The following is a 26183-nucleotide window of genomic DNA, read 5'->3' on the forward strand; positions in this document are numbered from 1 at the left end:
AATGCATCAGGCGGGCCGGAGGTTCCGGCCCAGCCCGAACCGGTCAGGCCGTCTCTTCGCAGAGTGCCGTATAGACCTGCTCCGGCAGGCCTGCCTGGCGGATCGACTTCACGACCTTGGAGGAGCGCAGCTTGCGGGCCATGCTGGCGAGCACGTTCAGATAGCCGCCGGAGTTCTGGCCGGGCATCAGGAGCAGGCAGACGATGTCGACCGGGATATCGTCGATCGATTCAAAATCGATCGGCTTCTTCAGCCGGGCCACCATGCCGAACGGGACTTCGAGTCCCGGAACCGGCGCATGCGGGATCGCAACGCCCTCGCCGACACCGGTCGAACCCAGCTTTTCGCGATTGTAGATGGCCTGGAAGATGTCGTCGGCCGGAAGGCCCAACATCAGCGCGGCCTGTTCCGACAGGCTGCGCAGCAGCTTCGTCTTGGAAGGCGCCGGCAAATCGATCATCACGCTTTCGGGCTTGATGAATTCGGAAAGATTCATAGTCTCACTCGCATCGGCGCCACGTAGCGCATCAGATCCAGGCACAACCCGTGCCAATTTCGTTCACTCGACTTCGCGCAACCGATAACCAACCCCGGTTTCCGTCGTGATGTATTCCGGCTGATCCGGCTTACGCTCAATCTTCTGCCGGAGCTGTCGTACATAGACCCGCAGATATTGCACATCCGTCGATCCGCCCCAAACCTGGTTCAACAGGTATTGGTGCGTCAGGACTTTTCCCGCGTGCTGTACCAGAATTCTCAGGATGTCGTACTCTTTCGGTGACAGTTTGATTTCCCGCTCGCCGAGTTTGACGATCCGCTTGACCAGATCGACGGATAATTCGCCCGTCTGGAAGATCGGCTTCTCGCCCTGCTGCTGCAGCTTGTGGCGGAGGGCAACGCGAATCCGCGCTACCAGTTCCTTCATGCCGAAGGGCTTGGTGACGTAGTCGTCGGCGCCGAGTTCCAGCGCCCGAACGATGCCGCCCTCATCGGTGCGGCTGGAAAGCACGACGATCGGCAGTTCCAGCAATTCGCTCCGCCAGCGGCCGAGAAGATCATGGCCGGGCATGTCCGGCAGGCCGAGATCGAGCAGGATCAGGTCCGGCCGCTCTGCCTTGACGTGCTCGATCGCGTCGCGGGCATTGGTCGCTTCATCGACGCTGAAGCCTTCCGACGTCAGCCCGACCCGCAGCAGCCGACGGATCGGCGGTTCGTCATCGACGACCAGGATCTTTACCGTTGGACCGGTCATGACAGCTCTTCCAGCGTGGCGATGTCGGCGGACACCGGCATCCTGATCGTGAACACCGCGCCGGAACGATCCGCTCGGTTTTCGGCCTGGATCGTGCCGCCCATCGCCTCGACAAAGCCGCGGCAGATCGAAAGCCCGAGCCCGGTTCCAGCCCGCACCTGATCGGACTTGCGCACGCGATAGAAGGTATCGAAGACGCGTTCAAGGTCGGCGGGCGGAATGCCCGGCCCCTCATCCATCACCTGCAGCAGCACAAAACCGCCATCGGTCCAACCCTGGATCCGGACTGTCGTGTCGTCCGGCGCATATTTCGCGGCATTGTCGAACAGGTTGAACAACACCTGTTCGAACAGAACAGGATCCAGCCGCACCATCGGCAAATCGGCAGGGATCGCCACCTGGACCTCGTGTTGCGCCAGGATCTTGGTGGCGCGGCGAAGCGCCGTGCCGACGACATCGCCGACATAGTGGGGCGAGGCATTCGGCTCCATCGCGCCGGATTCGATCCGCGTCATGTCGAGTAGATTGGCGATGAAACGGTGCAGCCGCTCCGACTCGTCAATGACGGTCGAGAGCAGTTCGACACGATCTTCCTCGGGGATCGCCTTCGGATAATCGCGCAGTGCCTCTGCCGCGCCCATGATGGCGGCGAGCGGCGTCTTCAGGTCATGCGAGATTGAGGTCAACAGCGCCGAGCGCAACCGATCCGCCTCGGCAGCGAGCCTTGCCCTGTCGACATCGGCGACCAGCTCGATCCGCTCGATGGCGAGCGCCGCCTGGTCGGCGAGCGAGTCGAACAGCCGCTGCTCCTCCGGCGTCAGCAGCGGGCCCTGCCCGTCATCGTCGAGGCCGACGACGCCGACGGCTGTGCGTCCGGTGCGCAACGGCAGATAGAGTCGCCTGGCGCCGGGCAGCGTATCGGCGCCGCGACCGGCCGGGCGATTATGCTCCCAGGCCCAGCGCGCGGCCGCGATGTCGGCGTCGACCAGCGTATCGTCCGGTGGGTACCCGGCGCGAACCGCGATCGTGCCGTTTTCCGGCAGCAGCACGACGACACGCACCTTCAGCATCGAGGCGATCTGGTAGACGGTCGCCCAGAGCACGTCCTCGAGCGTACCGGCGCCGGCCAGCTTCTTGCTGAACAGATACAGCCCCTCGGTCGTGCGGGCGCGCTGACGCGCGGCGGCGGCCTGTCGCTGGACGCGGGCGGTCAAATTGCTGGCGATGACCGCGACGCCGAGGAAGAAAACGAAGGCGATGACGCTTTCCGGGTCGCCTATGTCGAGCGTGTAGAGCGGCGGCAGGAAGAAGAAGTTGAAGGCGAGCGCCGATACCACCGAGGTGAACAAGGCCGGCCACAGCCCGGCCGTGACGGCCGATGCCAGCACCGCCATCAGGAAGACCAGCGCGAGATTGCGCACATCGAGCACGTGCAGCAACAGCATGGCGAAGGCGAGCGCGATGCCAACATAGAAGACACCGAGCGCATAGGGCCGCGGCTTGAACCGGGAAGGCGTGGCCAGCGCCACCTCGCGCGCCGGCGGGGCCTCGCGATCGTCGCCGGAAATGACATGGACGCTGATGTCGCCGGCAAGCCGGATCAAATCATGCGAGACAGAACCTTCGACCGTCTCGCGCCAGCGCGACTTGGTCGGCTTGCCAACGATGATGTGCGTAGCGTTGGAGGCCATCGCGTGGCGGACGATGTCGCGCGCCACATCCTGGCCCGGCAGCGTGATCGCCTCGCCGCCCAGTTGTTCGGCCAGCCGCAACGTCGCGGCGACACGATCCTTCGCCGCCTCCGGCAATCCGGCCGAACGCGCCGTCTCGATGTAAAGCGCTGCCCAGGGAGCCCGCAGCCGGTCCGCCTGCCGCCGCGCATAGCGGATGAGCGACGCGCTGCGGGGCTGCTCGTCGATACAGACAAGCACGCGGTCGCCCGCCGCCCAGGGGCCTGAGATGGCATGGGCCTGCATGTGGCTGACGAGCTGCTCGTCGACCCGCTGCGCCGTGCGGCGAAGCGCAAGCTCGCGCAGCGCGGTCAGATTGCCGGGCGAAAAATAGTTCTCGATTGCCCGCTTGGCCGTGCCGGCGAAATAGACCTTGCCCTCGTGCAGGCGCTTGATCAGGTCGTCCGGCGTCAGGTCGATGACCTCGACGTCATCGGCGCGGTCGATGATCGAATCCGGCACGGTCTCCCGCACCCGGATGCGGGTGATCTGGGCGACGACGTCGTTCAGGCTTTCGACATGCTGGATGTTGAGAGTCGTGTAGACGTCGATGCCGCGCGCCAGGATCTCCTCGACATCGAGATAGCGCTTGGGGTGGCGGCTGCCCTCGGCATTGGTATGCGCCAGCTCGTCGACCAGCACCAGCGCCGGCCGCCGCGCGAGGATGGCGTCGATGTCCATCTCTTCGAGCACCCGGCCGCGATAATCGACGATTCTGCGCGGGATGACTTCAAAACCTTCGACCAGCGCTTGGGTCTCCGCCCGGCCATGCGTCTCGACCACGCCGATGACAACGTCGACGCCGTCTGCCTTTCGGGCGCGGCCGGACATCAGCATCTCGTAGGTCTTGCCAACGCCCGGCGCCGCGCCGAGGAATATCTTCAGCCGGCCGCGCGTCTCGCGTGTCGCGCGCTCCAGCAGGGCGTCCGGCGATGGCCGGCTCGGCGCGTCTCGACTGTCGTCAGGCATCCAATCGTGACCCATCTGTCCAAACGGCCGGAACCGGCGCCAGAGCACAGGTTCCGACACTCCCTGTCATTGCGCGCCGGCAGCGTCCAGCGCAAGGTTCAAGGCGAGTACGTTGACGACCGGCTCGCCCATGAAGCCGAGTTGCCGGCCTTCGACATGGCTGTCGACCAACGCCTTGACCGTGACTTCGTCCAGCCCGCGCGCCTTGGCGACGCGGGGCACCTGGAACAAGGCAGCCTCCGGCGAGATGTCCGGGTCGAGGCCGCTGCCCGAGGTAGTGACGAGGTCGATCGGCACGGCGGCGTTCGGGTTTTCCGCCTTCAGCTTTTCAACATCGGCCTTGATGCGCTCGATCAGGGCCGGGTTGCTCGGGCCGAGATTGGAGCCGCCGGAGGCGGCCGCGTCATAGCCCTTGCCGGCGGCCGAGAGACGGCCGTGGAAATAGCGCTCGGAGGTAAAGTTCTGGCCGATGAGTTCCGAACCGATCACCTTGCCGTCTTTCTCGATCAGGCTGCCATTGGCCTGGTGCGGGAACAGCGCCTGGGCGATGCCGGTCATGCCCAGCGGATAGATCAGGCCGGTGATGATGGTGAGCGCGACGATCATGAAGATCGCGGGGCGAAGCTGTTTCAACATGGGAATATCCTTCAGACGAGGCCAAGGGCGGTGATGGCCATGTCGATGGCCTTGATGCCGGCAAATGGCACGATGAGACCGCCGACCCCGTAAATCAGCAGGTTGCGCGACAGCAGGGCTCCGGCGCCGACGGCCCGGTATTTGACGCCCCTCAGCGACAGCGGGATCAGCGCGACGATGATCAGCGCGTTGAAGATGATCGCCGACAGGATCGCGCTTTGCGGCGTTGCGAGGCCCATGATGTTGAGCGCGCCGAGCTGTGGGTAGAAGGCCAGGAACATCGCCGGGATGATGGCGAAATACTTGGCGACGTCGTTGGCGATCGAGAAGGTGGTCAGCGCGCCGCGCGTCATCAGCAACTGCTTGCCGATCTCCACGATCTCGATGAGTTTTGTCGGATCGCTGTCGAGATCGACCATGTTGCCGGCTTCTCGCGCCGCGACGGTACCCGTGTTCATCGCCACGCCGACATCGGATTGCGCCAGCGCCGGAGCGTCGTTGGTGCCGTCGCCGCACATCGCTACCAGCTTGCCCTTGGCCTGCTCCTCGCGGATCAGCGCCAGCTTCATCTCGGGCGTCGCCTGGGCGAGGAAGTCGTCGACACCCGCCTCGGCCGCGATGGCCGCCGCCGTCATCGGGTTGTCGCCGGTGATCATCACAGTGCGGATGCCCATGCGGCGAAGCTCGGCGAAACGCTCCTTGATGCCGCCCTTGACGATGTCCTTGAGGTGGACAACGCCGAGCAGGCGACCATCCCGAACCACGGCCAGCGGCGTGCCGCCCGACTTGGCGATGTCGTCGGCGATCGTCTGGATCTCGCGGATCGTGCTGGCGCTTGCCCGGTTGCCGCCGGTGGCGACCGTTGCCAGGTCGACATGCTTCAGCACCGCCTCGACCGCGCCCTTGCGGATCGACGAACCATCGAAATCGACGCCGCTCATGCGGGTCTGCGCCGTGAACGGCACGAAGGTCGCATGCAAACTCTGCATGTCGCGGGCGCGGATGCCGTATTTCTCCTTGGCGAGCACGACGATCGAGCGGCCTTCCGGCGTTTCGTCGGCGAGCGAGGCCAGTTGCGCCGCGTCGGCCAACTCCTGCTCGGTGACGCCGCGCACCGGGCGAAGCTCGGTCGCCTGGCGGTTGCCGAGCGTGATCGTGCCGGTCTTGTCGAGCAGCAGCGTGTCGACATCACCGGCCGCCTCGACGGCGCGGCCCGACATGGCAAGCACGTTGAAGCGCACCAGCCGGTCCATTCCGGCGATGCCGATCGCCGAAAGCAGCGCGCCGATGGTCGTCGGGATCAAGGTGACGAACAGCGCCACCAGCACGACGACCGGAATATAGCCGCCGGCATAGTTGGCAAAACTCGGGATGGTGACGACGGCGAGCACGAAGATCAGCGTCATGCCGGCGAGCAGGATGTTGAGTGCGATCTCGTTCGGCGTCTTCTGCCGTTCGGCACCCTCGACCAGCGCAATCATCCGGTCGATGAAGGTCGAGCCGGCGGCGGCGGTGATGCGGACGCGGATCCAGTCGGACAGCACCTGCGTGCCGCCGGTGACGGCCGAGCGGTCGCCGCCGGATTCGCGGATGACGGGGGCGGACTCACCCGTGATCGCCGCCTCGTTGACCGAGGCGACGCCCTCGATGACCTCGCCATCGGACGGGATGATGTCACCGGCCTCGACCAGCACGACATCGCCGACTTTCAGGCTGGTGCCGGGCACGAGCCGGAATGCGTCGCGCTCGCTGCCGGAAAGCAGCTTGGCCTGCGTCTCGGTGCGGGTACGGCGGAGCGATTCCGCCTGCGCCTTGCCGCGCCCTTCGGCGACGGCCTCGGCGAAATTGGCGAACAGCACCGTGAACCACAGCCAGATGACGATCTGCAGCGAGAAGCCGAGATTGGCGCCGCCGGTCAAGAGATCGCGCAGGAACAGGATGGTTGTCAGCGCCGACACGACGGCGACGACGAACATCACCGGGTTGCGCGCCAGGCTGCGCGGATCGAGCTTTTTGAACGCGCCGCTAATGGCAGGAACGAGGATGCGAGCGTCCATGATGCTCGCGGATTTGGACTGGCTCATAGGAGACTCCAGCTTGGTGTTCCGGTGACAGGCGGTCCGAGCTTCAGCTCGCCGCGATCGACCGGATGAAAAGTTCAACGACCAGCGCGACTGCGAACAGCGCCAGGGTCAGCCCCAGGATGAGGGTGGACGCGCGGGGTGCTCCGCCCTCCCCCCGCGCCAAACCGGCGCGAGGGGAACGGAGAGACCGGACGAGGTGCGGAGTGGCTAGCCACGAACGATAGCTCATGGTGTCTCCTCACAGTCCCGGTGCCTGGATCATGGCGAGGTGCTCGACGATCGGGCCCAGCGCCAGCGCCGGGAAGAAGGTCAGTCCGCCGACGATCAGGATGACGCCGACCAGCAGGCCGACGAAGAGTGGCCCATGCGTCGGGAAGGTGCCGGCGGAAGCGGGCGAGACCTTCTTCGTCACCAGCGACCCGGCGATCGCCATGGCCGGGATGATGACCAGGAAGCGGCCCATCAGCATGGCCAGGCCGAGGGTCAGATTGTACCAGGGCGTATTGCCCGACAGGCCGCCAAAGGCCGAGCCGTTATTGGCCGCCGCCGAGGTATAGGCATAGAGCACCTCGGAGAAGCCGTGCGGACCAGGATTGGCGATCGAGGCAAGGCCGGTCGGTAGCACGATGGCGATGGCCGTGAAGCCGAGCATGGTCAAGGGCAGGCAAAGCACGGCGAGCATCGCCATCTTGACCTCCTTGGCCTCGATCTTCTTGCCGAGATACTCTGGCGTACGACCGACCATCAAACCCGCGACGAAGATCGCAATGATGATGAACAGCAGGATGCCGTAGAATCCGGCGCCGACGCCGCCGACGATGATCTCGCCCAGCATCATGTTGATCATCGGGATCATGCCGCCGAGCGCCATGAAGCTGTCATGCATCGCATTGACCGCGCCGCAGGAAGCCGCCGTGGTCACGACGGCGAACAACGCCGAGAGGACAATGCCGAAGCGCGCCTCCTTGCCCTCCATGTTGCCGCCGTCGATGCCGAGGGCATGGACAAGCGGATTGCCTGCAGCTTCCGCCCAGTAGCAGATGACGACGCCGGCGATAAACAGCACGCCCATGGCGGCGAGGATCGCCCAGCCCTGCTTCTCGCTGCCGACCATGCGGCCGAAGACGTTGGTCAGCGCCGCGCCAATGGCGAAGATCATCACCATGTGGATCAAATTGGCGAATGCGGTCGGGTTCTCGAACGGATGCGCGGCGTTGGCGTTGAAGAAGCCGCCGCCATTGGTGCCGAGATGCTTGATCATCATCTGCGAGGCGACTGGCCCCTGCGCGATGGTCTGCTGCGCGCCTTCGAGCGTGGTGGCGACAGTATAAGGATTGAGGTTCTGCGGCACGCCCTGCCAGACCAGAACCAGCGTGCCGACGACGCAGATCGGCAGCAGCACATAGAGGGTGGCGCGGACGAGGTCGGCCCAAAAATTGCCGAGCGTCTTGCCCGATTTGCGCGAGAAGGCGCGGATCAGCGCGATGGCGATGGCGATGCCCGAGGCGGCGGAGACGAAGTTCTGGACGTTCAGCCCCGCCATCTGCACGAGATACGACATCGTGCTTTCGCCGCCATAGTTCTGCCAGTTGGTGTTGGCGACGAAGCTGGTGGCAGTGTTGAAGGCGAGCTCCGGCGGCACGGCGCCCATGCCGGCCGGGTTGAAGGGCAGTGAGCCCTGTACCCGCTGCATCACGTAAAGCAGCAGGAAGCCGGCGAAATTGAACAGCAGGAACGCGCCCGTATAGGTGGTCCAGTGCTGCTCCTCGCGGTCGCTGGTCCCGGCAAGCTTATACAGCCCGCGCTCGAGTGGCCCGAAGATGATGGAGAGTATCGTGCGCTCGCCGTTGAAGACGCGGGTCATGTAGCCGCCGAGCGGCTTCACGAGCGCGATGATGATCCCGCAGAAGACCAGGATCTGTATCCAACCGTTGACGGTCATTTGACGTGCTTTCCGAGAATGGCGCCTTGAGAGGGAGATCGCGCGCCGGCGATCAGAACCGTTCCGGGCGCACCAGCGCGTAGGTCAGGTAGATGAGCAGGAACACCGTGACGGCGCCGCCAAGCATGTAATCAACAAACATAACTCTCTCCTCCGGCTATAGAATTTCGCAGAGGCGGACGTAGAAGAAGGATATGGCGAAGAAAACGACGCCTATCCCCACGACGATAAAGTCCATGATCATGGCTCCTTGCAGTTTTCGCATCGTCTCGACGCATCGCGTGCGCCCCGACGACGATCGATAGCGGCAAGGACCGGCGCATCGACTGCGCCAGGCTCTGCCACCTTGATGAAAGTCTGCAGGGAATATGGCCTCGAACCGCATAGGCGTTCGAGAGCGGCCAAGCGGCTAAGATATAAAAATCTTATAGGAATTGGCGGGAATGCCCGGACATCCCCAGTCGGTGCCCAGCCATAGAAGGCAGGCATGACCCGACTACCTCCCGGCAAGAATGCCTCGGGTGCGATAGGCGGTTGAACATCGATCGGTCCGTCGCCAAACTGTAAGCCAACGGAACCAACGGGAGGATTTCCATGTCGCACGAGTTGCAGTTCTATATCGATGGTGCCTGGGTCGACCCGGTCGTTCCGAAGGTCATCGACGTGATCGACCCCTCCAACGAGGACGCCTTCGCGCAGATCTCGCTGGGCTCGAAGGCCGATGTCGACAAGGCCGTCGCCGCCGCCAAACGCGCCTTCGCCACCTTCGGCTTCACCAAGCCGGCCGAACGGCTGGAGCTGCTGCGCAGCATCCTTTCCGTCTACAACAAGCGCGCCGACGACCTCGCCTATGCCATCTCTCGCGAGATGGGCGCGCCGCTTCCCTTCGCGCTCGACAGCCAGGTCGGCATCGGCCGCGCCCATCTCGAGAAGATCATCGAGGTGCTGAAGGACTTTTCGTTCCAGCACGCCAAGGGCACCTCGCTGGTGGTGAAGGAGCCGATCGGCGTCGTCGGCCTGATCACGCCATGGAACTGGCCGCTGAACCAGATCACCTGCAAGGTCGGGCCGGCGCTGGCCGCTGGCTGCACCATGGTGCTGAAGCCGAGCGAGATCGCGCCGCTCGACGCCATCATCTTCGCCGAGATCCTCGACGAGGCCGGCGTCCCCCCCGGCGTGTTCAACCTCGTCAATGGCGATGGCCCGACGGTCGGCGAGGCGCTTTCGAGCCATCCCGACATCGACATGATGTCGTTCACCGGCTCGACCCGCGCCGGTATCCTGGTGGCCAAGGCCGCAGCCGAAACGGTCAAGCGCGTGGCGCAGGAACTGGGCGGCAAGTCGGCCAACATCCTGTTCCCGGATGTGGATTTCTCCGTCGCCGTGCCGAAGGGCGTTGCCAATTGCTTCGGCAATAGCGGCCAGTCCTGCAACGCGCCGACGCGGATGTTCGTGCCGCGCGACCGACAGGATGAAGTCATCGGCTATGCCCGCGAGGCGGCCGAGAAATTCGTCGTCGGCCCGGCCGATGCGCCGAACACCAAGCTCGGCCCGGTCGTCAGCCAGGTGCAATACGACAAGATCCAGAGCCTGATCGAAAGCGGCATCGCCGAGGGCGCGACGCTGGTTGCCGGCGGTCCCGGCCGCCCGGCCGATCTCAACCGCGGCTACTACATCCGCCCGACCGTCTTCGCGGACGTGACTCCGGACATGCGGATTTCTCGCGAAGAGATCTTCGGGCCGGTGCTTTCGATCCTGCCCTATGACAGCGTCGAAGAGGCGATCGAGGAAGCCAACAACACGGTCTACGGCCTCGCCGCCTACATCCAGTCGGCCGATCTGCAGACGGCGCGCGACGCCGCGACCAAAATGCGGGCGGGCGCCGTCCACATCAACTATCCGGCCTGGGATTCGGGCATCCCGTTCGGCGGCTACAAGCAGTCCGGCAACGGCCGCGAATATGCCGAATACGGCCTGGAAGACTTCCTCGAGACCAAGGGCATCCTCGGCTACGAGGCCGCCTGACTTAGAAAGGGAACCGGCGTCGCCGCCGGTTCCCTTTCTCGCAACACCAGTTCTGCCGGAGTGCGTCTGCCCGGCGCGGCAGATCCCAACCTGATGTTGGCCGACAAACCACCGTGATCGTCGACCGTCGCCACGCCGGTGCTCGCGCGTCCTTGCGCGCCGACCGCCGTTCACGGCCACAATGATCTCCGCGACGCGACAACAAGAGAATGGCGTTTCTTCACTGCCTGACTGGCAGTTCTAAGATTGTCTCGAATTTGATGCTGCCTTTGAAAATTCCGGCCGCGCCACGGGACGATAAAAATGACATCAGCCAAGACCTTGCCGACTCTCGACATCTCCCGCTTTGACGCCGGACCGGCTGAACGAGACAAATTTCTCGAAGAACTTCGCGTAACGGCCCGCGATGTTGGTTTTTTCTACCTGACCGGACATGGAATTTCCGAAAATATTACTCGCGAGATTGTAGAATTGTCGCGACGCTTCTTCCAGTTGCCCGATGAAGACAAGCTGGCGATTGAAATGGCCAACTCGCCCCATTTCCGCGGCTATACGCGGGTTGGGCTGGAGGTGACGCGCGGCCAGGCCGATTGGCGCGAGCAAATCGACTTTTCATCCGAGCGCGATGTGCTGCCGCGCACGCCGGGCACGCCGGACTGGGCGCGCTTGCAGGGACCGAACCAGTGGCCGGCGACGCTGCCGGAACTGAAGCCTGTCGTGCTCGAATGGCAGCGCCAACTGACCGATCTCGGTATCCGCGTGCTGGAAGCCTTCGCTTTGGCGCTGCGGCAGGACAAGGACGTTTTCGCGCCGATCTACGAGACAGGCGCGATCCAGCACATCAAGCTGATCCGCTATCCCGGCCGCGACGCCACCGGCGGCGACCAGGGCGTCGGCGCGCACAAGGATGGCGGCTTCCTGACGTTGCTGTTGCAGGATGTGCAGGGCGGCTTGCAGGTCGAGGCCGATGACGGCACCTGGATCGATGCGCCGCCGGTCCCCGGCACCTTCATCGTCAATATCGGTGAAGTGCTGGAGATGGCCTCGAACGGCTTCCTCCGCGCTACCGTCCACCGCGTCGTGACGCCACCGGCCGGCAAGGACCGGCTCTCGGTCGCCTTCTTCCTGGGCGCCGCCCTCGACGCGCATATCCCGCTGCTCGATCTCGGCGCGGATCTCGCGGCGCAAGCGCTCGGCCCGACCGCCGACCCACTCAATCCGCTCTTCCGCGAGATCGGCCAGAACTACCTCAAGGGACGCCTGCGCTCGCATCCCGACGTGGCCGAGCGCCACTACGCCGATCTCATCGACGCCAAGGCCAAGCGCGAACCTGCCTCGGCCTACTAGTCCCTCCATCCAAATTCCCTCGGCAGCCGGAGACGCACCATGACCTTCCAGCCGACCAAATTCGAGACCAAGCGCTTCGAGACCATCGCCGTGCATGGCGGAAGCTATCGCGCCGATCCGGCGACCGGCGCCGTCGCCGTGCCGATCTACCAGACCACCTCGTTCCAGTTCCAGGACACCGACCACGCCGACCGGCTCTTCGCGCTGGACGAACTCGGCTACATCTACACCCGCGTCGGCAACCCGACGCAGGACGCGCTGGAGCAGCGGATCGCGGCGATCGAGGGCGGCGTCGCGGCGCTGGCGCTCGCTTCCGGCCAGGCGGCTTCAGCCTATTCGATCCTCAACCTGACCCGGCCGGGCGACAACATCGTTTCCTCGACCGGCCTCTATGGCGGCACCTATGCGCTGTTCAACGCGACGCTGAAGAATCTCGGCGTCGAGACGCGGTTCGTCGATCCGTCCGACCCGGAGAATTTCCGCCGCGCCACCGACAGCCGCACCCGCGCCTATTACGCGGAATCGCTGCCCAATCCGCGTCTCGAAGTGTTCCCGATCGCCGAGGTCGCCGCCATCGGCCGTTCGTTTGGCGTGCCGCTGATCGTCGACAACACGGCGGCACCCCTCACCATCCGTCCGCTCGATCATGGCGCGGCGATCGTCGTCTATTCGGCAACGAAATATATCGGCGGTCACGGCACGACGATCGGCGGGCTGATCGTCGATGGCGGCAATTTCCCCTGGGCGGACCATCCGGAGCGCTTCCCCAATCTGCACGAGCCGGACCCGAGCCATCACGGCGCGACCTGGCTGGAGAAGGCAAAGCCGCTGGGTCCGATCGCCTATGTGCTGCGCGCCCGCGCCGTGCTGTTGCGCGATATCGGCGCGGCGATCTCGCCCTTTGCCGCCTTCCAGTTCATCCAGGGGCTGGAGACGCTGCCGCTGCGCATCCGCCAGCACAATGAAAACGCCATCAAGGTCGCAAGCTTCCTCGAGGCCCATCCCAAGGTCGAGAAAGTGATCTTCCCGGGCTTGCAGAGCGGCGTCGCCAAGGAACGGGCCGATCGCTACCTGAATGGCGGCAAGGGTGCGCTGGTCGGCTTCGAGGTCAAGGGTGGCCGGGATGCCGGGCGCGCCTTCATCAACGCGCTGCGGCTCTTCTATCACGTCGCCAATATCGGCGATGCGCGCTCGCTCGCCATCCATCCCTCGACGACGACCCATTCGCAGCTTTCCGTCGAGGAGCAACTCGCGACCGGCGTGACGCCCGGCTATGTGCGCCTCTCGATCGGCATCGAGCATCCCGACGACATCATCGCCGACCTCGCCCAGGCGCTGGACCGCGCCTGACCCACCACCCTTTCAGGACATTGCCACCCCCTTTTCAGGAAATCGCCATGAGCATTCTCGACGGAAAGAAGCCTTCGCTGTTCGGTCGCCGCATCTCACGGCGCACGGCCCTGACAGGGGGCGGCGTGCTGGCCGGCGCCGCCTTCCTCGGCGTCGCGCCGACCTTCTCGGCCCGCGCCGGCAACCGCACCAAGATCCGGCTCGCCTGGACCGAGTTTGCCGCCTGCCATTCGCCGATCGCCTTCGGCGTCGCCAAGGGCATCTACGAAAAGCACGATCTCGATGTCGAGCTGTTCTACCAGGGCGCCAGCGGGCAGACGCTGGTGCAGGCACTGGCGACCGGCAAGGCCGATGCCGGCGCCGGCCTGCTGCTCGACTGGGTCAAGCCGCTGGAGCAGGGTCTAGACGTCAAGCTCTTCGTCGGCTCGCATGGCGGCTGCACCCGCCTCCTCGCTTCGAAGGCATCCGGCATCACCACGCTGGAAGGGCTGAAGGGCAAGACCATCGTCAGCTATGACCCGGCCAGCCCGCCGAAGCACTCGTTCCAGATCGCGCTCGCCCGCGCCGGCATCGATCCCGAGCAGGACGTCAACTGGAAGGCCGTGCCGTTCGATCTCGTCGGCGCGACGGTCGATCGCGGCGAGGCGGATGCGCTCGCCCATCTCGATCCCTGGGCCTATTCGCTCAAGAAGAAATACGACCTGGTCGAGATCGCCAACACCCAGACCGGCATCTTCGCCGACAAGGTCTGCTGCGTGCTCGGCGTCAACGGCCCGTTCCTGGAAGCCAACCGCGACGCCGTTCGTCGTCTGGCCGAGGCCAATATCGAGATCCACGAATATACCGGCAAGCATCCGGAAGAAGTGGCGAAGTGGTATCTCGAAAACCTCAAGCCCGATCTGGAACTGGCCGATCTCTCCGACGATCTCGGTTCCTTCGTCTATCACATCCACCCGATCGGTCCGGAACTGGTCGAGCAGGTAAAATGGGCGGCCGAGGATCTGCAACTGATCAAGGTGATCGACGCCTCGACCGACCCGGCCGAACTGGCACAGCGCGTCACCGCCAATCTGCTCGCCTGAGCGAGACATGGCCGACACCACGCAAACAGCCGGAGGCGCGCTCGCGTCTTCGGCACTTTTTGGCGACATCTGGCGCAATGGCCTGTTGGCTGCGGCAAGCTGGTTACTGGCGGCGGCCGTCACGGTCGGCTTCACCGATGTCGTGCCCTGGGGCCAGACGAAGCTGTTCGCCCTGCTGCTGGTGATCGGCGCCGGCGCTTTCCTCGAGCTCGCCTTCACCGTCCATCGTCTCGGCGCCATCGGCCGCAAGCTGGTCCATTACGGACCGTGGTGGATCGCGCTCGGCCTCTGGCTGGCCGCCTGGGAGGTCTCGACCGCCAAGCTCGGCTGGCTGCCAAAACCGTTCTTCTCGCCTCCGCAGGGGCTGCTGCATGTCTATCTGACGGACTGGGACCGGCTGCTGGTCTGCGTGCTTTATTCGCTGCGCCTCTGGGGCCTCGGCTTTTTCTCCGGTATCGCCATCGGCTTCATCGTCGGCGTCGCGCTCGGCTGGTCGAAGCGCTTCAGCTATTGGGGCATGCCGCTGCTGAAACTGATCGGACCGGTGCCTGCCAGCGCCTGGATCCCCAGCGCCTTCTTCATCTTCCCGACCACCTTCGGCGCGTCGATCTTCCTGGTGGCGCTCGCGTCGGGCATTCCGGTGATCATCCTGACCGCCTCCGGCGTCGCCTCAGTCAACCGCTCGCTTTACGACGTCGCCCGAACGCTCGGCGCCGACCGGCGTTTCCTCGTGCTGAAGGTGGCGATCCCGGCGGCGCTGCCCAACGTCTTCGTCGGCCTGTTCATGGGCCTCTATTCCTCCTTCGCCGTCCTCGTCATCGCCGAGATGCTCGGCGCCAAATACGGGCTCGGCTGGTATCTGCAGTTCCAGACCGCCTATTCGGCCTATGCCAATGTCTATGCCGCGTTGATCCTGATGGCGCTGCTTTGCTCGGGGCTGGTCAAGCTGCTCTTCGTCGGACGCGACCGCCTGCTCGGCTGGCAGAAGGGGATCGTGCAATGGTAGCGGTCCTCGCCTCGGCTCCTGAGCCTGTCACGACCGGCCTCGCCATCGAACTGCGCAACGTCTCGCACGCCTATGACCTGCCATCCGGCCGGCTGGCGGTGCTGGAAAACATCGACCTCGTCATCGAGCCGGGCACCTGCGTGGCGCTGCTCGGTCCGTCCGGCTCCGGCAAGTCGACGCTGTTGCGCCTCGTCGCCGGGCTCGAACAGCCGGAGACGGGCAGCGTGCTCGCCGATGGCGTGCCGGTGGAAAAACCCGATCCATCCCGCGTGCTGGTTTTTCAGGATCCGACGCTGTTCCCCTGGCGCACTGTTCGCCGCAATGTTGCGCTCGGGCTTGAGGCGCAGGGCCGGCTCAAGACGGAAGGCCACCGCATCGACGAGGCGATCGCCCGCGTGCGCTTGACCGAATTCGCCGACGCCTTTCCGCACCAGCTTTCCGGCGGCATGGCGCAGCGTGCGGCGCTTGCCCGCGCGCTCGTCAACGATCCGCGCCTGCTGTTGCTCGATGAACCGCTCGGCAAGCTCGACCAACTGACCCGCCTCACCATGCAGGGCGAATTGCTGTCGCTCTGGCAGCAATCCGGCTTCACCGCGCTGCTCGTCACCCATGATGTCGAGGAGGCGCTGCTGCTCGCCGATCGCGTCATCATCTTTAGCGATCGGCCGGCCCGCATCCTTGGCGAGCGGCGCGTCGAGCTTCCCCATCCGCGCCATCGCGGCGGCGCCGAGCTGATCGCGCTGCGGCGCGAGATCCTGCAGCTTCTCGGCGTCAGCGAGGCGATATGAGCCAGCGCGTTTCCCGGAGCGATGTCGTTGCAACGACGCTACTTTTCGCCGGGATCGTGTCGCTCGTCGTCGCACTCGCCTGGTGGGGTCTCGTCTTTGGCAATGTGGCGGCGAATACCAGCCTTTCGATCCAGGCGGCGGTGCCTTGCCTCGTCAACACCTCGGACCTTTGCTCGCTCGCCATGTCGCTCTGCGGCGCAGGTCACTGGTTTGGCATCACCCGCTACTGGGAAGGACTGTTCTGGGCCGGAGCCGCGCTGACGATGGCCGCCGCGGCATTCCAGTTCGTCGGGGCGAGGGCGGGAACAGGATCGCAACTGGGCGGGAAGAATTGAAATGGATTTTCCTGCATTTTGCCCGTTTCGTGAGCAGCCATGCTTCGCCATTCATCGATGTTGATGGAATGATCATCGAAGTCTCGCGGGGCTGAGCCGCACGGTTTGCAGAATAAACAACAATTGATTGAACCCAGACGGGCATGGCCCGTTCGAGGAATGATGAATCATGGCGATTTTTAATCGAAATATTGTGACGAAGACTGTCGCTACGCTTGGCGCCTTGCTGGTCTCGGCGTCGATGCTGGCTGGTGCGGCGCAGGCCGGCGAGACGCTCGACAAGATCAAGTCGCGCGGCCAGATCAAGGTCGGCGTCGGCACGCTGCCCGGCTTCTTCTCGCCCGACAGCAACGGCAAGTGGCAGGGCTTCTTCATCGATTTCGGCCGTGCGCTGGCGATCACGGTCTTCAACGATCCGGACAAGGTCGAGTTCACTTCGTCCTCGCCGCAGCAGCGCTTGCCGGCCCTGCAGGCGGGCGAGTTCGACGTGCTCCTCTCGGGCGTGACGCAGACCATCACCCGCTCGTTCAAGCTCGGCTTCCATTTCGGCCCGATCATCTTCTATGACGGCCAGGGCCTGCTGGTCGCCAAGTCGCTTGGCGTCACGAAGGGTTCGGAACTCGACGGCGCCACCATCGGCGTCCAGAGCGGCACGACCGGAGAACTCAACATCGCCGACTTCTTCCGCAAGAACGACAAGAAGTTCACGCCTGTCGTCATCGAGGACACCAAGGAATTCGTCTCGGCGCTGGAGACCGGCCGCGTCGACGCGCTGACGCAGGACGCGTCCGATCTCGCGCTGAAGCGCGCGCAGTTTGCCAAGCCGGATGAATTCCTGCTGCTGCCGGAGCGCCTGTCGAAGGAGCCGCTGGCGCCCGCCATCCGCGCCGGCGACGACCAGTGGCTCGAAATCGTCAACTGGACCGTCTATGCGACGATCCAGGCAGAAGAGTTCGGCATCACCAAGGAAAATGTCGACAGCTTCCTGACCAGCGAAGATCCCGCGATCAAGCGCTTCCTCGGCGTCGATCCGTCGCTTGGCGAGGCGATCGGCCTCGATCCGAAGTTCGCCTACAACATCATCAAGAACCTCGGCAATTACGGCGAGATCTTCGAGCGCAATATCGGCAAGTCGACGCCGGTCGGCTTCGAGCGCGGCTACAACCAGCCCTGGACGCAGGGCGGCCTGCTCTATTCGCCGCCGTTCCGCTAGGCGCAAAGGGTCCATGACCGCGATCGGCCCGGACGCTACGGCGCCCGGCTCTCCTCTCCTGAAGAACCTTCTGGGTGAGCGTCCGCTCACCCAGATCTTTCTGTTTGTGGGCGTGCTGGCCGCCTTCGGCTTCCTCGGCCAGACCATGGCGACCAATATGGGCCGCGTCGGCATCACGCCCGGCTTCGCCTTCCTTTCGCGGCCGTCGAATTTCGAGATCGGCGAAACGCTGATCGCCTATTCGTCGCAAAGCAGCTTTGCCCGCGCCATCCTCGTCGGCCTGCTCAACACGCTGCTGGTGTCCGCCGTCGGCTGCATTCTGGCGACGATTCTTGGCGTTTCACTCGGGCTCGCCCGCATGTCGGAAAATCCGCTGCTTTCCGGCTCGGTCCGCGCCTATGTCGAACTGATCCGCAACACGCCGCTGCTGCTGCAGCTCTTCTTCTGGAGCGCCACGTTTCACGCCCTGCCAGCCGCGCGAAAAGCCTTCGAGCCGGTCGCCGGCGTCTATCTCTCCAATCGCGGCATCTATATCCCGGCGTTCCGTTTCGAAAGCGGCGCGGCCGAGGCGATCGCCCTGATCAGCCTCGCCGCGGCGCTGCTTTTGCCTCTGCTGCGACGCCGGTTCGCGCTGTCCGGCCGCATCGTCGCCACGCTTTCCTTAGCCGGCTTCTTTCTGGTCATTTTTACCCTTGCCTCGACAGGAAATCTGCGCGCCGAAATCCCATCGCTAAAGGGGTTCAACATCACCGGCGGCCTGTCGCTGACGCCGGAGTTCGCGGCGCTGCTGGTCGGGCTGGTCGTCAACGCCTCGGCTCTGATCGCCGAAATCGTCCGCAGCGGCATCCAGTCGGTTCCCCAAGGCCAATGGGAGGCAGCGCGCTCGCTCGGCCTGCATCGGGGCCTGATCTTCCGCAAGATCGTGTTGCCGCAGGCAATGCGGGTGATCACGCCGCTGATGACATCGAGCTATCTGAGTCTGACCAAGAATTCGAGCCTGGCGGTCGCCATCGGCTATCCCGATCTCGTCTCGATCATCAACACCGCCGCCAACCAGACCGGCCAGGCGCTGGAGACGATCTTGATCATGGCGGCGGTCTATTTGACCATCAGCTTCGCCGTCTCCTTCGCCATGAACCGCTACAATACGCGCTATGCCCTGAAGGGGCTCGGGCGATGACGATGGCGCTGTCGGAATCCATCCGTCGCTCCCCCGAACGCAATCGGCTCACCGGCTCGGCGCGTTGGGCGCTCTGGCGGCGCGGCCTGTTCGGCTCGCCGGTCAATCTGGCCATCACGCTCGGCTTCGTCGCTTTCGTGCTGTTCGTCGTCGCGCCCTTCCTGCGCTGGGCGCTCATCGACGCCACCTGGTCCGGCACGGCCAAGGATTGCGCCGAACGCTCCGGCGCCTGCTGGGCCTTTATCGCCGAGAAGAGCCGCTTCATCCTGTTCGGCCTCTATCCGAACGACCGCGATTGGCAGGCGGCGATCGCCGTGGCCCTGGTGGGCTCGCTTGTCGTCGCCACCGGCATGCCGCGCTTCTGGAACCGCCGCCTCGTCCTCGTCTGGATTGTTGTCCTCGGCGCGGCTCTTGCGGTTATGTCCGGCGCGCTCACCCGCCAATTGGTCCCGACCGACAAATGGGGCGGCTTCCCGTTGACGGTGCTGCTCTCGGTCATCGGCTTTGCCGGCGCGTTTCCGCTCGGGATCGCGCTGGCGCTGGCGCGGCGGTCGAAGATGCGGCTGCTGCGCTGGATGGCGGTCGCCTTCATCGAGGTGATGCGCGGCGTGCCGCTGATCGCCGTCCTTTATGTCTCGACGCTGATCTTCCCGTTGATGCTGCCGGCCGGTGCGGCGATCGACAAGCTCGCCCGGGCGCAAATCGCCATCATCCTGTTCGTCGCCGCCTATATGGCCGAGATTGTCCGCGCCGGTCTGCAATCCCTGCCGGCTGGCCAATATGAAGCGTCTCGCTCGCTCGGGCTTTCCTGGGCCACGACGATGCGGCTCGTCGTCCTGCCGCAGGCGCTGCGCGCGGTCATTCCGGCCTTCGTCAATCTCGGCATCGGCCTGTTCCTCGATACGACGCTGGTGATCGTCATCGGCCTGTTCGACTTCCTGAATACAGCGCGAGTGGCAGCGACCGACGTCAACTGGAACGGCTTTTATAGCGAAGCCTACACCTTCGCCGCGCTGATCTATTTCAGCCTGAGCTACGCCGCCTCGCGCTACAGCCTCTGGCTCGAAAGCCGGCTGCGGGTAGGCCATGCCAACCGCGAAGGCACGCGCCACAGGACGCGCTCCGCTTGAGAAGAGACGAGTGCCCGAACTGAGCTCAATTGACTTCAACGAGCATGTGGCTTGGCATAGAAGATGGAAGCCGCGACATCGCAGGCATGCGCCCGCTCGGCGTTTGACTTTGCCGACAGCAATCCTCTTGATGGATTGCAGGGCGGGCGTCGGACAAGCCTTGTCCGGTCGGCCCGCACTGGCGCCCGCACGTTGCCGACGGCGGAATGAAACCGAGGAAGAAAACGATGTCGTCAGACAGGCCCCGTCGCCCCCAGGATCCTTTCGCGGCCGCAGAGGCGATGTTCGCCAAGAAGAAGCGCGCACCGGACATCAAGCCGAGTGCGCTCCCGAATGTCAGAGAACCCGTCTCGCTCAGGATAGATCGCGACGTGGTCGAGCATTTCCAAGCCGACGGTCCCGGCTGGCAGGATCGAATGAACGACGCGTTGCGCGCCGCGGCTATCGCCGATGGTCTGGTCGCGACATCCACCGACGCCGAGACTTGACCAAAGGCGGGATAGCGCTCTCGATCTGCAGATCAAAGTCAGTCCTGGGAACATTGCGACGCGGATGGCGGTGACCTACCTCGGATCACTCGGGATACGTCTCAACCCCGTCCGGCGTCGACTTGTGGAAGAGAATGAAAGCTAAGGGATTGCCGGGCTCTGCCATTGCGTCGCTACGCAGGCCTGCGACCTCTCCGGCTACGCTGCTCGTATATTCAGCAACCACTTCGCCGAAACTGTTGCGCTGAACGGCCACCTTTTGTCCGGCTTCGATCTTGTCGTTGAGCTTGACCAAAAGCTCGACCAGGCCGCCTTGGGTAGCGAGGATCGGAAGCGCACTGTTGCCGATAAAGACTCCCACATCCTTGCCGGTACGTCCCATTGGCCCGGCCAGGATGCCGTAATGCTTGAGGACGTTCATTGTGCCCTCCACGAACAGGGAGGCCATTTCGAGGTCCAGCACACGGGCAGCGCCGATCTCCGGGCAGAAGGCCGGGATGCCTGCGTCGACAAACGCATTGTGCAGGACGCCCGGATAGACATGGTTGTCGAAAACCTGGCCGACCGGGTACAGGTCCACCATTGCCTTGATCTCGGGCACATCCATGCCGGCAATATTGAATGCCGAGACTTCGAATCCTGTTGTCCCGGTATGGAAGTCGATTGCGGCGTCGGCGTTAGGCCGCAGCAGTCGGTTGAACAGGAGGCCCGCGTGCCGGCTCGGCGCGGTGATACCGTTCTCGTTCCCGGGCCACTCCCGATTCATATCGATCAGATCATTGCCCCTGCCAAAATTGGGCCATCTGCGCTGCATGTTTTCTAGCGCCGGGCGGGCGACGTCCGTGACGGCCATGACCGTGCCCGACATCTGTGCCGGATCGAGCCCATTCATCACCGACTGAACCGTATGGATGGAACTCATCTCGTCGCCATGCACTCCGCTCACCAGAACGACGCGCTTGCCGGGCTTTGCCCCCCTCGCGACAGCCACCGACACATACCAGAACTGCCCGGTCTGCATCTCCACGCCCTGAAAATACAAAAGATGCTTCTGCCCGGGCTCCAGGTCGTTGACGTTGAGGGTGCTGACGACCTTCTTCCCCTGAATGGCGTCGCCTGTGAAGACGGTGCCATGCGGAGCAGCAGAGGCCGTCCCGTCCGCCGGCGGTGTAGCGTCCTGAGCGTTAGCGCTGCTGGCGCCAGCCGCAGTCGCGCTCACCGCAGCAAGGGAGGCAATCATGAAATCGCGCCGATCAAGGCCTTCATTGGGTTCGGTTGGCATAACGGACATTCCTCCTGAGCCGCCGAATCCGGGCGGTCGCACTGTTGAACCATAACAATACATAACGTCCCCGCGTTGCGACCACCGCCGAGCCTTCCCGGCCTCCCGTTCGGAACGCTGAAGGACGCCAGGTCGGCAGTCCGGCGTAGGCCGGAATGCCGTTTCCCGAGTCAGGCGGAGTCGATGGCCGTGTCTGCTCGCGGCCGCCACCTGAGAACGGCTAGCCCCCGAATTCCCGCTAGCAAGCTCCGTAGGCCATTTCTGCCTGATGTGACTTTTGGCTCGCGCGTGTGCATGTACGCGCACGCGGCAACTGCTCGGTCTTCTATCAGCCCGGCGTTCTTATCTCATTCGAACACCATGATATGGTTGACGCGACGACATGGCAGGGCGACCTCTTTAGTTCGTCCAAAGAAGTCGGGGTATCCGCGAAATCGCCAAATTCAACCCCGATCCACTTATCCCGCGCCAAAATATGCAGCCCATTAGATAGGACGTCGTAGCTAATCTGGCTTGATCTGAAATATTCAAAATGAACTACATCAGACAGTATCAAGTGAACTGTGCTCCATCCGCTATCCATGGCCTCAAGATCAATAGTGTCGATATGGATATCAAAAAACGGGCTAGATCTGTTTAGGCCGATGCGCCATCGCCTCACTACCCCATCATTGAACGAGTTAAATCGCTCAAGCCAATTTGGAATTTCTTGAGTACTTAGTTCTCTCACGGTCGAAGGCTCCGTTGAATTCAGTTCGCCCAGCTAGACGCCGGAGCGGTCAATTGGCACAAGACCTTCGCTCTCGATGAGGGAAAGCATCTCCTTCGCGATAAGGCGGACATCGGCCATGGCGTGGTGCCCAAGAATCGCTTCTGCAGGCCCCAACTGTGGGACCTTTTGGACAGCGATGTTCAGCTTTCGAGCAAGGGCGAGCATCTGAAGGGAAAGCTGATCAGTGCCACGGCCCGTGTACAGGATTTGGTCCAGTCTGGAGTTGTCGAAAGTCGCAGTGAGAGCCTCTTCGAAGCTGGACATTTCGCCGCGGCCGTTGCCTGCCCAAACACGCTCCTGATACTCCGCGTCGGCAAACTCTTCGAGCCCCCAGATCAAGGCGCTCCGCGCATGGGTCAAATGATGAGTGTTGCACACATCGCTCACCGGAACGGATGACCAAGCACCATGGAAGAGGCTTTCGTGGCGACATAGGGAGTATCATGACCATGGGTCCCCGCCGGTATGGAAGTGCTTTGCTGCATCATAAGCGGCGCCGGAAAGAGCTCCATCAACCCATCCTCCGCCGGTGACCTGTACGCGCTCGTCGCAGGCATTGCACCAAGCGTCAGGTCTCGCGTTGTCTGGGTTCAAATCCGTTGGCAATGAAGCCAATGCGCTCACGAACTCTCATGCCATCGACTATGTGCTGACAAACGAAGGCGTCCTGCTGCATCCCATGAATGCCACATCGAATTGACACGCCGCTCCCCCTTCGCTGCCTAGCAAGCTGATCGCTTGGCATTCGCCCCTTGCCACCAGTGCGAGCATGAGCCAGAAGCACCCGCGACATAAGGGCTCCAACCTAGGATCCACGCGGATATGGATGATCCATGCAAATCTTCGTCCCCGCGCTTGCGCGCCATCACAGCCTTTGCCTGCCGGCGGAGCGGAACTGGTTTCCCTGCATCACTCCAACTCAGCTTGTCCGTGACCTGCGACGGTCAAAGGATTCATGACCATGATTGCTAGGATCCAGCTCTCTCACTTGCGTGAAATCGGCTGGTCTCTGTGGGACCCGATTGGCTTGGGCGAAGAGTGGAGAAATAGCGGCGGCGCCGACGAGTACGACAGCTATATCCTTCATGCTGCAGAGCTTCTTGCGAGTGACGCCGGTCTGGATGAGTGCGTGCAGTATCTTGCGAGCATCGAGGTGGAGCACATGGGGATGGACGTATGCGATGATACCCACGAGCGAGCAGAAAGGACCGCCCGCGCTATCGATCAATATCTCGCGTCGCTCCAGGGCGTCCACTAAGGGACGGAGGCTAGTGAATGAAGGTTCTGAATTCGACCGCAGAGGTCTGCAACGGAATCGACCTATTCGAGTTAGAAACTCGCATGGGCGCCGATAGGGAGCGCGTAGCCACTCTACTGGAGGAGGTTGGTGCGCTCCTCAAGACGATGGGCTCATCCTCAGCTGCTGTTGAGGCGCGGGATAGTGACTAGCACGCCCAGCCACCGGGCAACGATCCTGAATGATCTGGTCTTTCTATTCGTCGCCGAGATGCTTGACATCGCTCCCGGCCTTCGTGGTCCGCACCAGGAAATGATCCGCTATTGGGCGCCAGATGAACCTCCAGCAACGACCCTCTTGGCCGCGTTGGGCGACCGCCTCGTCGAAGATTTCGACAGCGTGAGTATGGCAACTAACGAAGCGCTCTTCGGCGCCATAGAAAATGCGCTCAGCCAGACCGATGAGTATCTGGCAACCGTCGTGGCGACGGGCATGATCGAAGCCATGGTGACAACCACCGACCGCCTCGGAAACTGGACCAAGATATGGCCAATGTTCGGCCCCATGTCCTTGGCTCACGCCAGGGCGTGGCGTGACTTTGGCAGCTAGGACGATCAACGATAGAGCCTAGGCAAAATTCATAGATTCTGCCGTACATTGCAAGGCATCGACGGATGGGGTTGGCATGAAAGTGAACGCCAAGCAGATGGAAGCGGTGCTAGCTTTGCCCGGTCCTCGGCGCTTCGAGCACTTCGTGAAGGTCGTGGGCGACTGGCAGCAGGTGTGGGGCCTCTATCGGGACGGTTGGGCACTAACTGCTGTGGAAGACAACGCGTCCGTCTTTCCGCTTTGGCCGGCCAAGGAATATGCGCAGATCTGCGCCGCTGGCGAATGGGCCGGCCATGAGCCAAGTGCAATCTCGCTCGACACTCTCATGGATGAACTACTGCCGGCGCTCAAGCATGACGGCGTCCTCGTTGGAGTGTTCTTTACGCCATCGGGCAAGGGAGTTACCGTCCCTACTGAAGAGTTAGCTGCCGCGCTCGGGGTTGAGCTGCAGAACTACCAATGACCGCCGATGAGGCGTGACCAGGGTTACCGACATGGAAGCGAAAATAAGAGCCCAGTTGCGGGAGATTCTGGAGAGCCGAGGTTTGGCGTCGCATATGAACGACACCAAATGGCGAGAGCTGTGCGCAGGAATCGATGAACTCCCGTTTCCGCCAGCCTTACAACGCAAGAACTTGTTTGAAGACGAGCCTTACCCTACGAGCATTCCCCTCGCCACCACCTACTGGGGCGACTGGGGGAAAACCTACGAGGGGGAACTCGGAATCTGGATTGAGTGGATCAAGGTAGCCCCCCAATACAAGCGTCATATTGGAATGCTGGTTAGCCCGGCCATCGAGGATTGCTCAAACGAGTTGCGAGAGCTCCTCATAAGAATTCGCGTACCATATGTCGAAGAAGATGGGTTCTTCACTATCTACGGCCACGCCGCTGGGGTTCAGTTTGACAACGCTTGATTGAGAATAGACCCAGCTTGGTCGAGCCGAGAGCCAAATCCGGACATGGAATGACGCTGTTGCGTCGCAGGACAGGGGGCAGAAGATCCGGCAAGCCTAGCAGTTCCGACGGATGCTTGTGAGAATCCAATCTACGACCCGTCCGTAAGCCTCACCAGCCTCAGGCTGTGGACCAAACTGTAGTCGGGTCCGCCCCGCCTTTCTTCCGATAGGTCATCACCCGCCCAGGCAGGCGTCATCAGGTGCAGGTGGTCGATACGGTCTCGGAGAGAGGTCAGCTTCCTGATGAGAATCTCCAGCCCCTCTGAATCAAAAGCAATTACCACCTGAGGATCGGCGTCGCGCATCATCTCTACAGTTAGTGTCATTTTCCGTCGGCTCCCTGAAGACGAATTCAATCAGCTGACCAAACCAAGGATTCGCCCACAGCCGCAGCTACCGCAGACGCAGCCTCTTCGAAAGAGTCAAATCCTCCTCCGCCAGCATGGAAAACACCCTTCTCGTAGGTCGAGCCATACTCAACGTAGTAAGTGGCAATTTGGACATCATCCGAAATCTCCGGCGGGTCTTCGTAGTCGCCAGTTCCATATCGAGTGGGGCTGAGGACTATTCTCACTTCTGTGGGATGAAAGCCGTCATAGAGAAATGAGCCGCGCCGTATTGTCTCCAACAGGTCCATTTGGCGCTTTTGCCTACTGCTCGACCAGGTCCGCAATCATTGCGTCTCTGACGTCCACTTCGGTGTAGAGATATTGTCCCGGAGCGTCCATCAAGTCGACTCCATTCAGATACATCACGCCCGCCCAGAT

At 63.0% G+C, this 26183-nt stretch carries 25 protein-coding genes; 15 read left to right on the forward strand and 10 right to left on the reverse strand.

The genetic code is table 11. From position 1 onward, the window contains the following. Positions 1-43: 43 nt before the first annotated feature. From OSH12_RS19385 to OSH12_RS19415, 7 genes are all read right to left on the reverse strand, one after another. Entirely contained in the window at positions 44-496 is a 453-nt protein-coding gene (locus OSH12_RS19385; protein ID WP_266345252.1) for a PTS sugar transporter subunit IIA, read from the reverse strand. A 63-nt stretch (positions 497-559) separates the two neighbouring features. Further along, a complete protein-coding gene (locus tag OSH12_RS19390; protein ID WP_266345253.1) occupies positions 560-1252 on the reverse strand; it encodes a response regulator transcription factor in 693 nt (230 codons plus the stop codon). Beyond that, positions 1249-3951: a sensor histidine kinase gene (locus OSH12_RS19395; RefSeq protein ID WP_266345254.1), complete on the reverse strand. Its 2703-nt coding sequence runs from the start codon at positions 3949-3951 to the stop codon at positions 1249-1251. Before OSH12_RS19395 ends, OSH12_RS19390 begins: the two co-directional genes overlap by 4 nt. Before the next feature lie 66 nt (positions 3952-4017). Next, on the reverse strand, positions 4018-4587 hold the full coding sequence (gene kdpC, locus OSH12_RS19400) for a potassium-transporting ATPase subunit KdpC (protein WP_266345255.1): 570 nt from the start codon (positions 4585-4587) through the stop codon (positions 4018-4020). 11 nt (positions 4588-4598) lie between these two features. Next, positions 4599-6671: a potassium-transporting ATPase subunit KdpB gene (gene kdpB / locus OSH12_RS19405; RefSeq protein ID WP_266345256.1), complete on the reverse strand. Its 2073-nt coding sequence runs from the start codon at positions 6669-6671 to the stop codon at positions 4599-4601. A 238-nt stretch (positions 6672-6909) separates the two neighbouring features. Further along, on the reverse strand, positions 6910-8613 hold the full coding sequence (kdpA, locus tag OSH12_RS19410) for a potassium-transporting ATPase subunit KdpA (RefSeq protein WP_266345257.1): 1704 nt from the start codon (positions 8611-8613) through the stop codon (positions 6910-6912). 52 nt (positions 8614-8665) lie between these two features. Then, positions 8666-8755, reverse strand: coding sequence for a K(+)-transporting ATPase subunit F (locus tag OSH12_RS19415; RefSeq protein WP_266345258.1), 90 nt, complete (start codon positions 8753-8755; stop codon positions 8666-8668). Between the two features lie 452 nt (positions 8756-9207). Between OSH12_RS19415 and OSH12_RS19420 the strand changes: the two genes are divergently transcribed. From OSH12_RS19420 to OSH12_RS19470, 11 genes are all read left to right on the forward strand, one after another. Then, on the forward strand, positions 9208-10638 hold the full coding sequence (locus OSH12_RS19420; RefSeq protein WP_266345259.1) for an aldehyde dehydrogenase family protein: 1431 nt from the start codon (positions 9208-9210) through the stop codon (positions 10636-10638). Positions 10639-10941: 303 nt separating this feature from the next. Further along, positions 10942-11985: an isopenicillin N synthase family dioxygenase gene (locus OSH12_RS19425; RefSeq protein ID WP_266345260.1), complete on the forward strand. Its 1044-nt coding sequence runs from the start codon at positions 10942-10944 to the stop codon at positions 11983-11985. Between the two features lie 39 nt (positions 11986-12024). Beyond that, on the forward strand, positions 12025-13335 hold the full coding sequence (locus OSH12_RS19430) for an O-acetylhomoserine aminocarboxypropyltransferase/cysteine synthase family protein (RefSeq protein WP_266345261.1): 1311 nt from the start codon (positions 12025-12027) through the stop codon (positions 13333-13335). A gap of 47 nt (positions 13336-13382) precedes the next feature. Further along, positions 13383-14417, forward strand: coding sequence for an ABC transporter substrate-binding protein (locus OSH12_RS19435; RefSeq protein WP_266345262.1), 1035 nt, complete (start codon positions 13383-13385; stop codon positions 14415-14417). 7 nt (positions 14418-14424) lie between these two features. Beyond that, entirely contained in the window at positions 14425-15423 is a 999-nt protein-coding gene (locus tag OSH12_RS19440; RefSeq protein ID WP_266345263.1) for an ABC transporter permease, read from the forward strand. Beyond that, entirely contained in the window at positions 15417-16211 is a 795-nt protein-coding gene (locus OSH12_RS19445) for an ABC transporter ATP-binding protein (protein WP_266345264.1), read from the forward strand. The genes OSH12_RS19440 and OSH12_RS19445 overlap by 7 nt, the downstream gene beginning before the upstream one ends. Further along, complete coding sequence (locus OSH12_RS19450; protein WP_266345265.1) at positions 16208-16546, forward strand: hypothetical protein; 339 nt, start codon at positions 16208-16210, stop codon at positions 16544-16546. The genes OSH12_RS19445 and OSH12_RS19450 overlap by 4 nt, the downstream gene beginning before the upstream one ends. Positions 16547-16787: 241 nt before the next feature. Beyond that, the gene (locus tag OSH12_RS19455; protein WP_380224981.1) at positions 16788-17759 is read left to right on the forward strand and encodes an amino acid ABC transporter substrate-binding protein; all 972 of its coding nucleotides are present in this window, start codon (positions 16788-16790) and stop codon (positions 17757-17759) included. 13 nt (positions 17760-17772) lie between these two features. Continuing rightward, positions 17773-18939 (forward strand): amino acid ABC transporter permease, encoded by a 1167-nt coding sequence (locus tag OSH12_RS19460; protein ID WP_266345267.1) that lies wholly within the window; start codon positions 17773-17775, stop codon positions 18937-18939. Continuing rightward, complete coding sequence (locus OSH12_RS19465) at positions 18936-20069, forward strand: amino acid ABC transporter permease (RefSeq protein WP_266345268.1); 1134 nt, start codon at positions 18936-18938, stop codon at positions 20067-20069. Before OSH12_RS19460 ends, OSH12_RS19465 begins: the two co-directional genes overlap by 4 nt. A 227-nt stretch (positions 20070-20296) precedes the next feature. Next, complete coding sequence (locus OSH12_RS19470) at positions 20297-20557, forward strand: BrnA antitoxin family protein (protein WP_266345269.1); 261 nt, start codon at positions 20297-20299, stop codon at positions 20555-20557. Positions 20558-20642: 85 nt separating this feature from the next. On the opposite strand, the gene OSH12_RS19475 is transcribed toward OSH12_RS19470, so the two are convergent. After that, the gene (locus OSH12_RS19475; protein ID WP_266345270.1) at positions 20643-21839 is read right to left on the reverse strand and encodes a M14 family metallopeptidase; all 1197 of its coding nucleotides are present in this window, start codon (positions 21837-21839) and stop codon (positions 20643-20645) included. A 763-nt stretch (positions 21840-22602) separates the two neighbouring features. Then, the gene (locus OSH12_RS19480) at positions 22603-22950 is read right to left on the reverse strand and encodes a hypothetical protein (protein WP_266345271.1); all 348 of its coding nucleotides are present in this window, start codon (positions 22948-22950) and stop codon (positions 22603-22605) included. A gap of 616 nt (positions 22951-23566) precedes the next feature. Here OSH12_RS19480 and OSH12_RS19485 point away from each other — a divergent pair. The 4 genes from OSH12_RS19485 (at position 23567) to OSH12_RS19500 (ending at position 25374) form a co-directional block, all read left to right on the forward strand. After that, entirely contained in the window at positions 23567-23869 is a 303-nt protein-coding gene (locus OSH12_RS19485) for a hypothetical protein (RefSeq protein WP_266345272.1), read from the forward strand. A 183-nt stretch (positions 23870-24052) separates the two neighbouring features. Then, positions 24053-24457 carry a DUF7674 family protein gene (locus tag OSH12_RS19490; RefSeq protein WP_266345273.1) on the forward strand — a complete coding sequence of 135 codons (405 nt, stop codon included), beginning with the start codon at positions 24053-24055 and terminating at the stop codon, positions 24455-24457. 76 nt (positions 24458-24533) lie between these two features. After that, positions 24534-24920, forward strand: a complete 387-nt coding sequence (locus OSH12_RS19495; RefSeq protein WP_266345274.1) for a DUF2750 domain-containing protein — start codon at positions 24534-24536, stop codon at positions 24918-24920. A 31-nt stretch (positions 24921-24951) separates the two neighbouring features. Then, positions 24952-25374 carry a DUF6678 family protein gene (locus tag OSH12_RS19500; RefSeq protein WP_323180696.1) on the forward strand — a complete coding sequence of 141 codons (423 nt, stop codon included), beginning with the start codon at positions 24952-24954 and terminating at the stop codon, positions 25372-25374. Between the two features lie 394 nt (positions 25375-25768). Here the strand turns inward: OSH12_RS19500 and OSH12_RS19510 are convergent, their stop codons facing one another. Further along, positions 25769-26053, reverse strand: coding sequence for a hypothetical protein (locus tag OSH12_RS19510; RefSeq protein ID WP_266345276.1), 285 nt, complete (start codon positions 26051-26053; stop codon positions 25769-25771). Between the last annotated feature and the right edge of the window lie 130 nt (positions 26054-26183).

It is taken from the genome of Kaistia terrae, from assembly GCF_026344005.1.
Lineage (GTDB): Bacteria > Pseudomonadota > Alphaproteobacteria > Rhizobiales > Kaistiaceae > Kaistia > Kaistia terrae.

What these genes read in the sequence shown, in the direction of transcription:
- OSH12_RS19430 (WP_266345261.1), top strand. Translation starts at nt 12,025, where the DNA reads ATGACCTTCCAGCCGACCAAATTCGAGACCAAGCGCTTCGAGACCATC.
- OSH12_RS19420 (WP_266345259.1), top strand. Translation starts at nt 9,208, where the DNA reads ATGTCGCACGAGTTGCAGTTCTATATCGATGGTGCCTGGGTCGACCCG.
- OSH12_RS19435 (WP_266345262.1), top strand. Translation starts at nt 13,383, where the DNA reads ATGAGCATTCTCGACGGAAAGAAGCCTTCGCTGTTCGGTCGCCGCATC.
- OSH12_RS19465 (WP_266345268.1), top strand. Translation starts at nt 18,936, where the DNA reads ATGACGATGGCGCTGTCGGAATCCATCCGTCGCTCCCCCGAACGCAAT.
- OSH12_RS19445 (WP_266345264.1), top strand. Translation starts at nt 15,417, where the DNA reads ATGGTAGCGGTCCTCGCCTCGGCTCCTGAGCCTGTCACGACCGGCCTC.
- OSH12_RS19460 (WP_266345267.1), top strand. Translation starts at nt 17,773, where the DNA reads ATGACCGCGATCGGCCCGGACGCTACGGCGCCCGGCTCTCCTCTCCTG.
- OSH12_RS19455 (WP_380224981.1), top strand. Translation starts at nt 16,788, where the DNA reads ATGCTGGCTGGTGCGGCGCAGGCCGGCGAGACGCTCGACAAGATCAAG.
- OSH12_RS19485 (WP_266345272.1), top strand. Translation starts at nt 23,567, where the DNA reads ATGACCATGATTGCTAGGATCCAGCTCTCTCACTTGCGTGAAATCGGC.
- OSH12_RS19475 (WP_266345270.1), bottom strand. Translation starts at nt 21,839, where the DNA reads ATGCCAACCGAACCCAATGAAGGCCTTGATCGGCGCGATTTCATGATT.
- OSH12_RS19510 (WP_266345276.1), bottom strand. Translation starts at nt 26,053, where the DNA reads ATGGACCTGTTGGAGACAATACGGCGCGGCTCATTTCTCTATGACGGC.
- OSH12_RS19385 (WP_266345252.1), bottom strand. Translation starts at nt 496, where the DNA reads ATGAATCTTTCCGAATTCATCAAGCCCGAAAGCGTGATGATCGATTTG.
- kdpA (WP_266345257.1), bottom strand. Translation starts at nt 8,613, where the DNA reads ATGACCGTCAACGGTTGGATACAGATCCTGGTCTTCTGCGGGATCATC.
- OSH12_RS19495 (WP_266345274.1), top strand. Translation starts at nt 24,534, where the DNA reads ATGAAAGTGAACGCCAAGCAGATGGAAGCGGTGCTAGCTTTGCCCGGT.
- OSH12_RS19425 (WP_266345260.1), top strand. Translation starts at nt 10,942, where the DNA reads ATGACATCAGCCAAGACCTTGCCGACTCTCGACATCTCCCGCTTTGAC.
- OSH12_RS19415 (WP_266345258.1), bottom strand. Translation starts at nt 8,755, where the DNA reads ATGTTTGTTGATTACATGCTTGGCGGCGCCGTCACGGTGTTCCTGCTC.
- kdpC (WP_266345255.1), bottom strand. Translation starts at nt 4,587, where the DNA reads ATGTTGAAACAGCTTCGCCCCGCGATCTTCATGATCGTCGCGCTCACC.
- OSH12_RS19395 (WP_266345254.1), bottom strand. Translation starts at nt 3,951, where the DNA reads ATGCCTGACGACAGTCGAGACGCGCCGAGCCGGCCATCGCCGGACGCC.
- OSH12_RS19390 (WP_266345253.1), bottom strand. Translation starts at nt 1,252, where the DNA reads ATGACCGGTCCAACGGTAAAGATCCTGGTCGTCGATGACGAACCGCCG.
- kdpB (WP_266345256.1), bottom strand. Translation starts at nt 6,671, where the DNA reads ATGAGCCAGTCCAAATCCGCGAGCATCATGGACGCTCGCATCCTCGTT.
- OSH12_RS19440 (WP_266345263.1), top strand. Translation starts at nt 14,425, where the DNA reads ATGGCCGACACCACGCAAACAGCCGGAGGCGCGCTCGCGTCTTCGGCA.
- OSH12_RS19450 (WP_266345265.1), top strand. Translation starts at nt 16,208, where the DNA reads ATGAGCCAGCGCGTTTCCCGGAGCGATGTCGTTGCAACGACGCTACTT.
- OSH12_RS19470 (WP_266345269.1), top strand. Translation starts at nt 20,297, where the DNA reads ATGTCGTCAGACAGGCCCCGTCGCCCCCAGGATCCTTTCGCGGCCGCA.
- OSH12_RS19500 (WP_323180696.1), top strand. Translation starts at nt 24,952, where the DNA reads ATGGAAGCGAAAATAAGAGCCCAGTTGCGGGAGATTCTGGAGAGCCGA.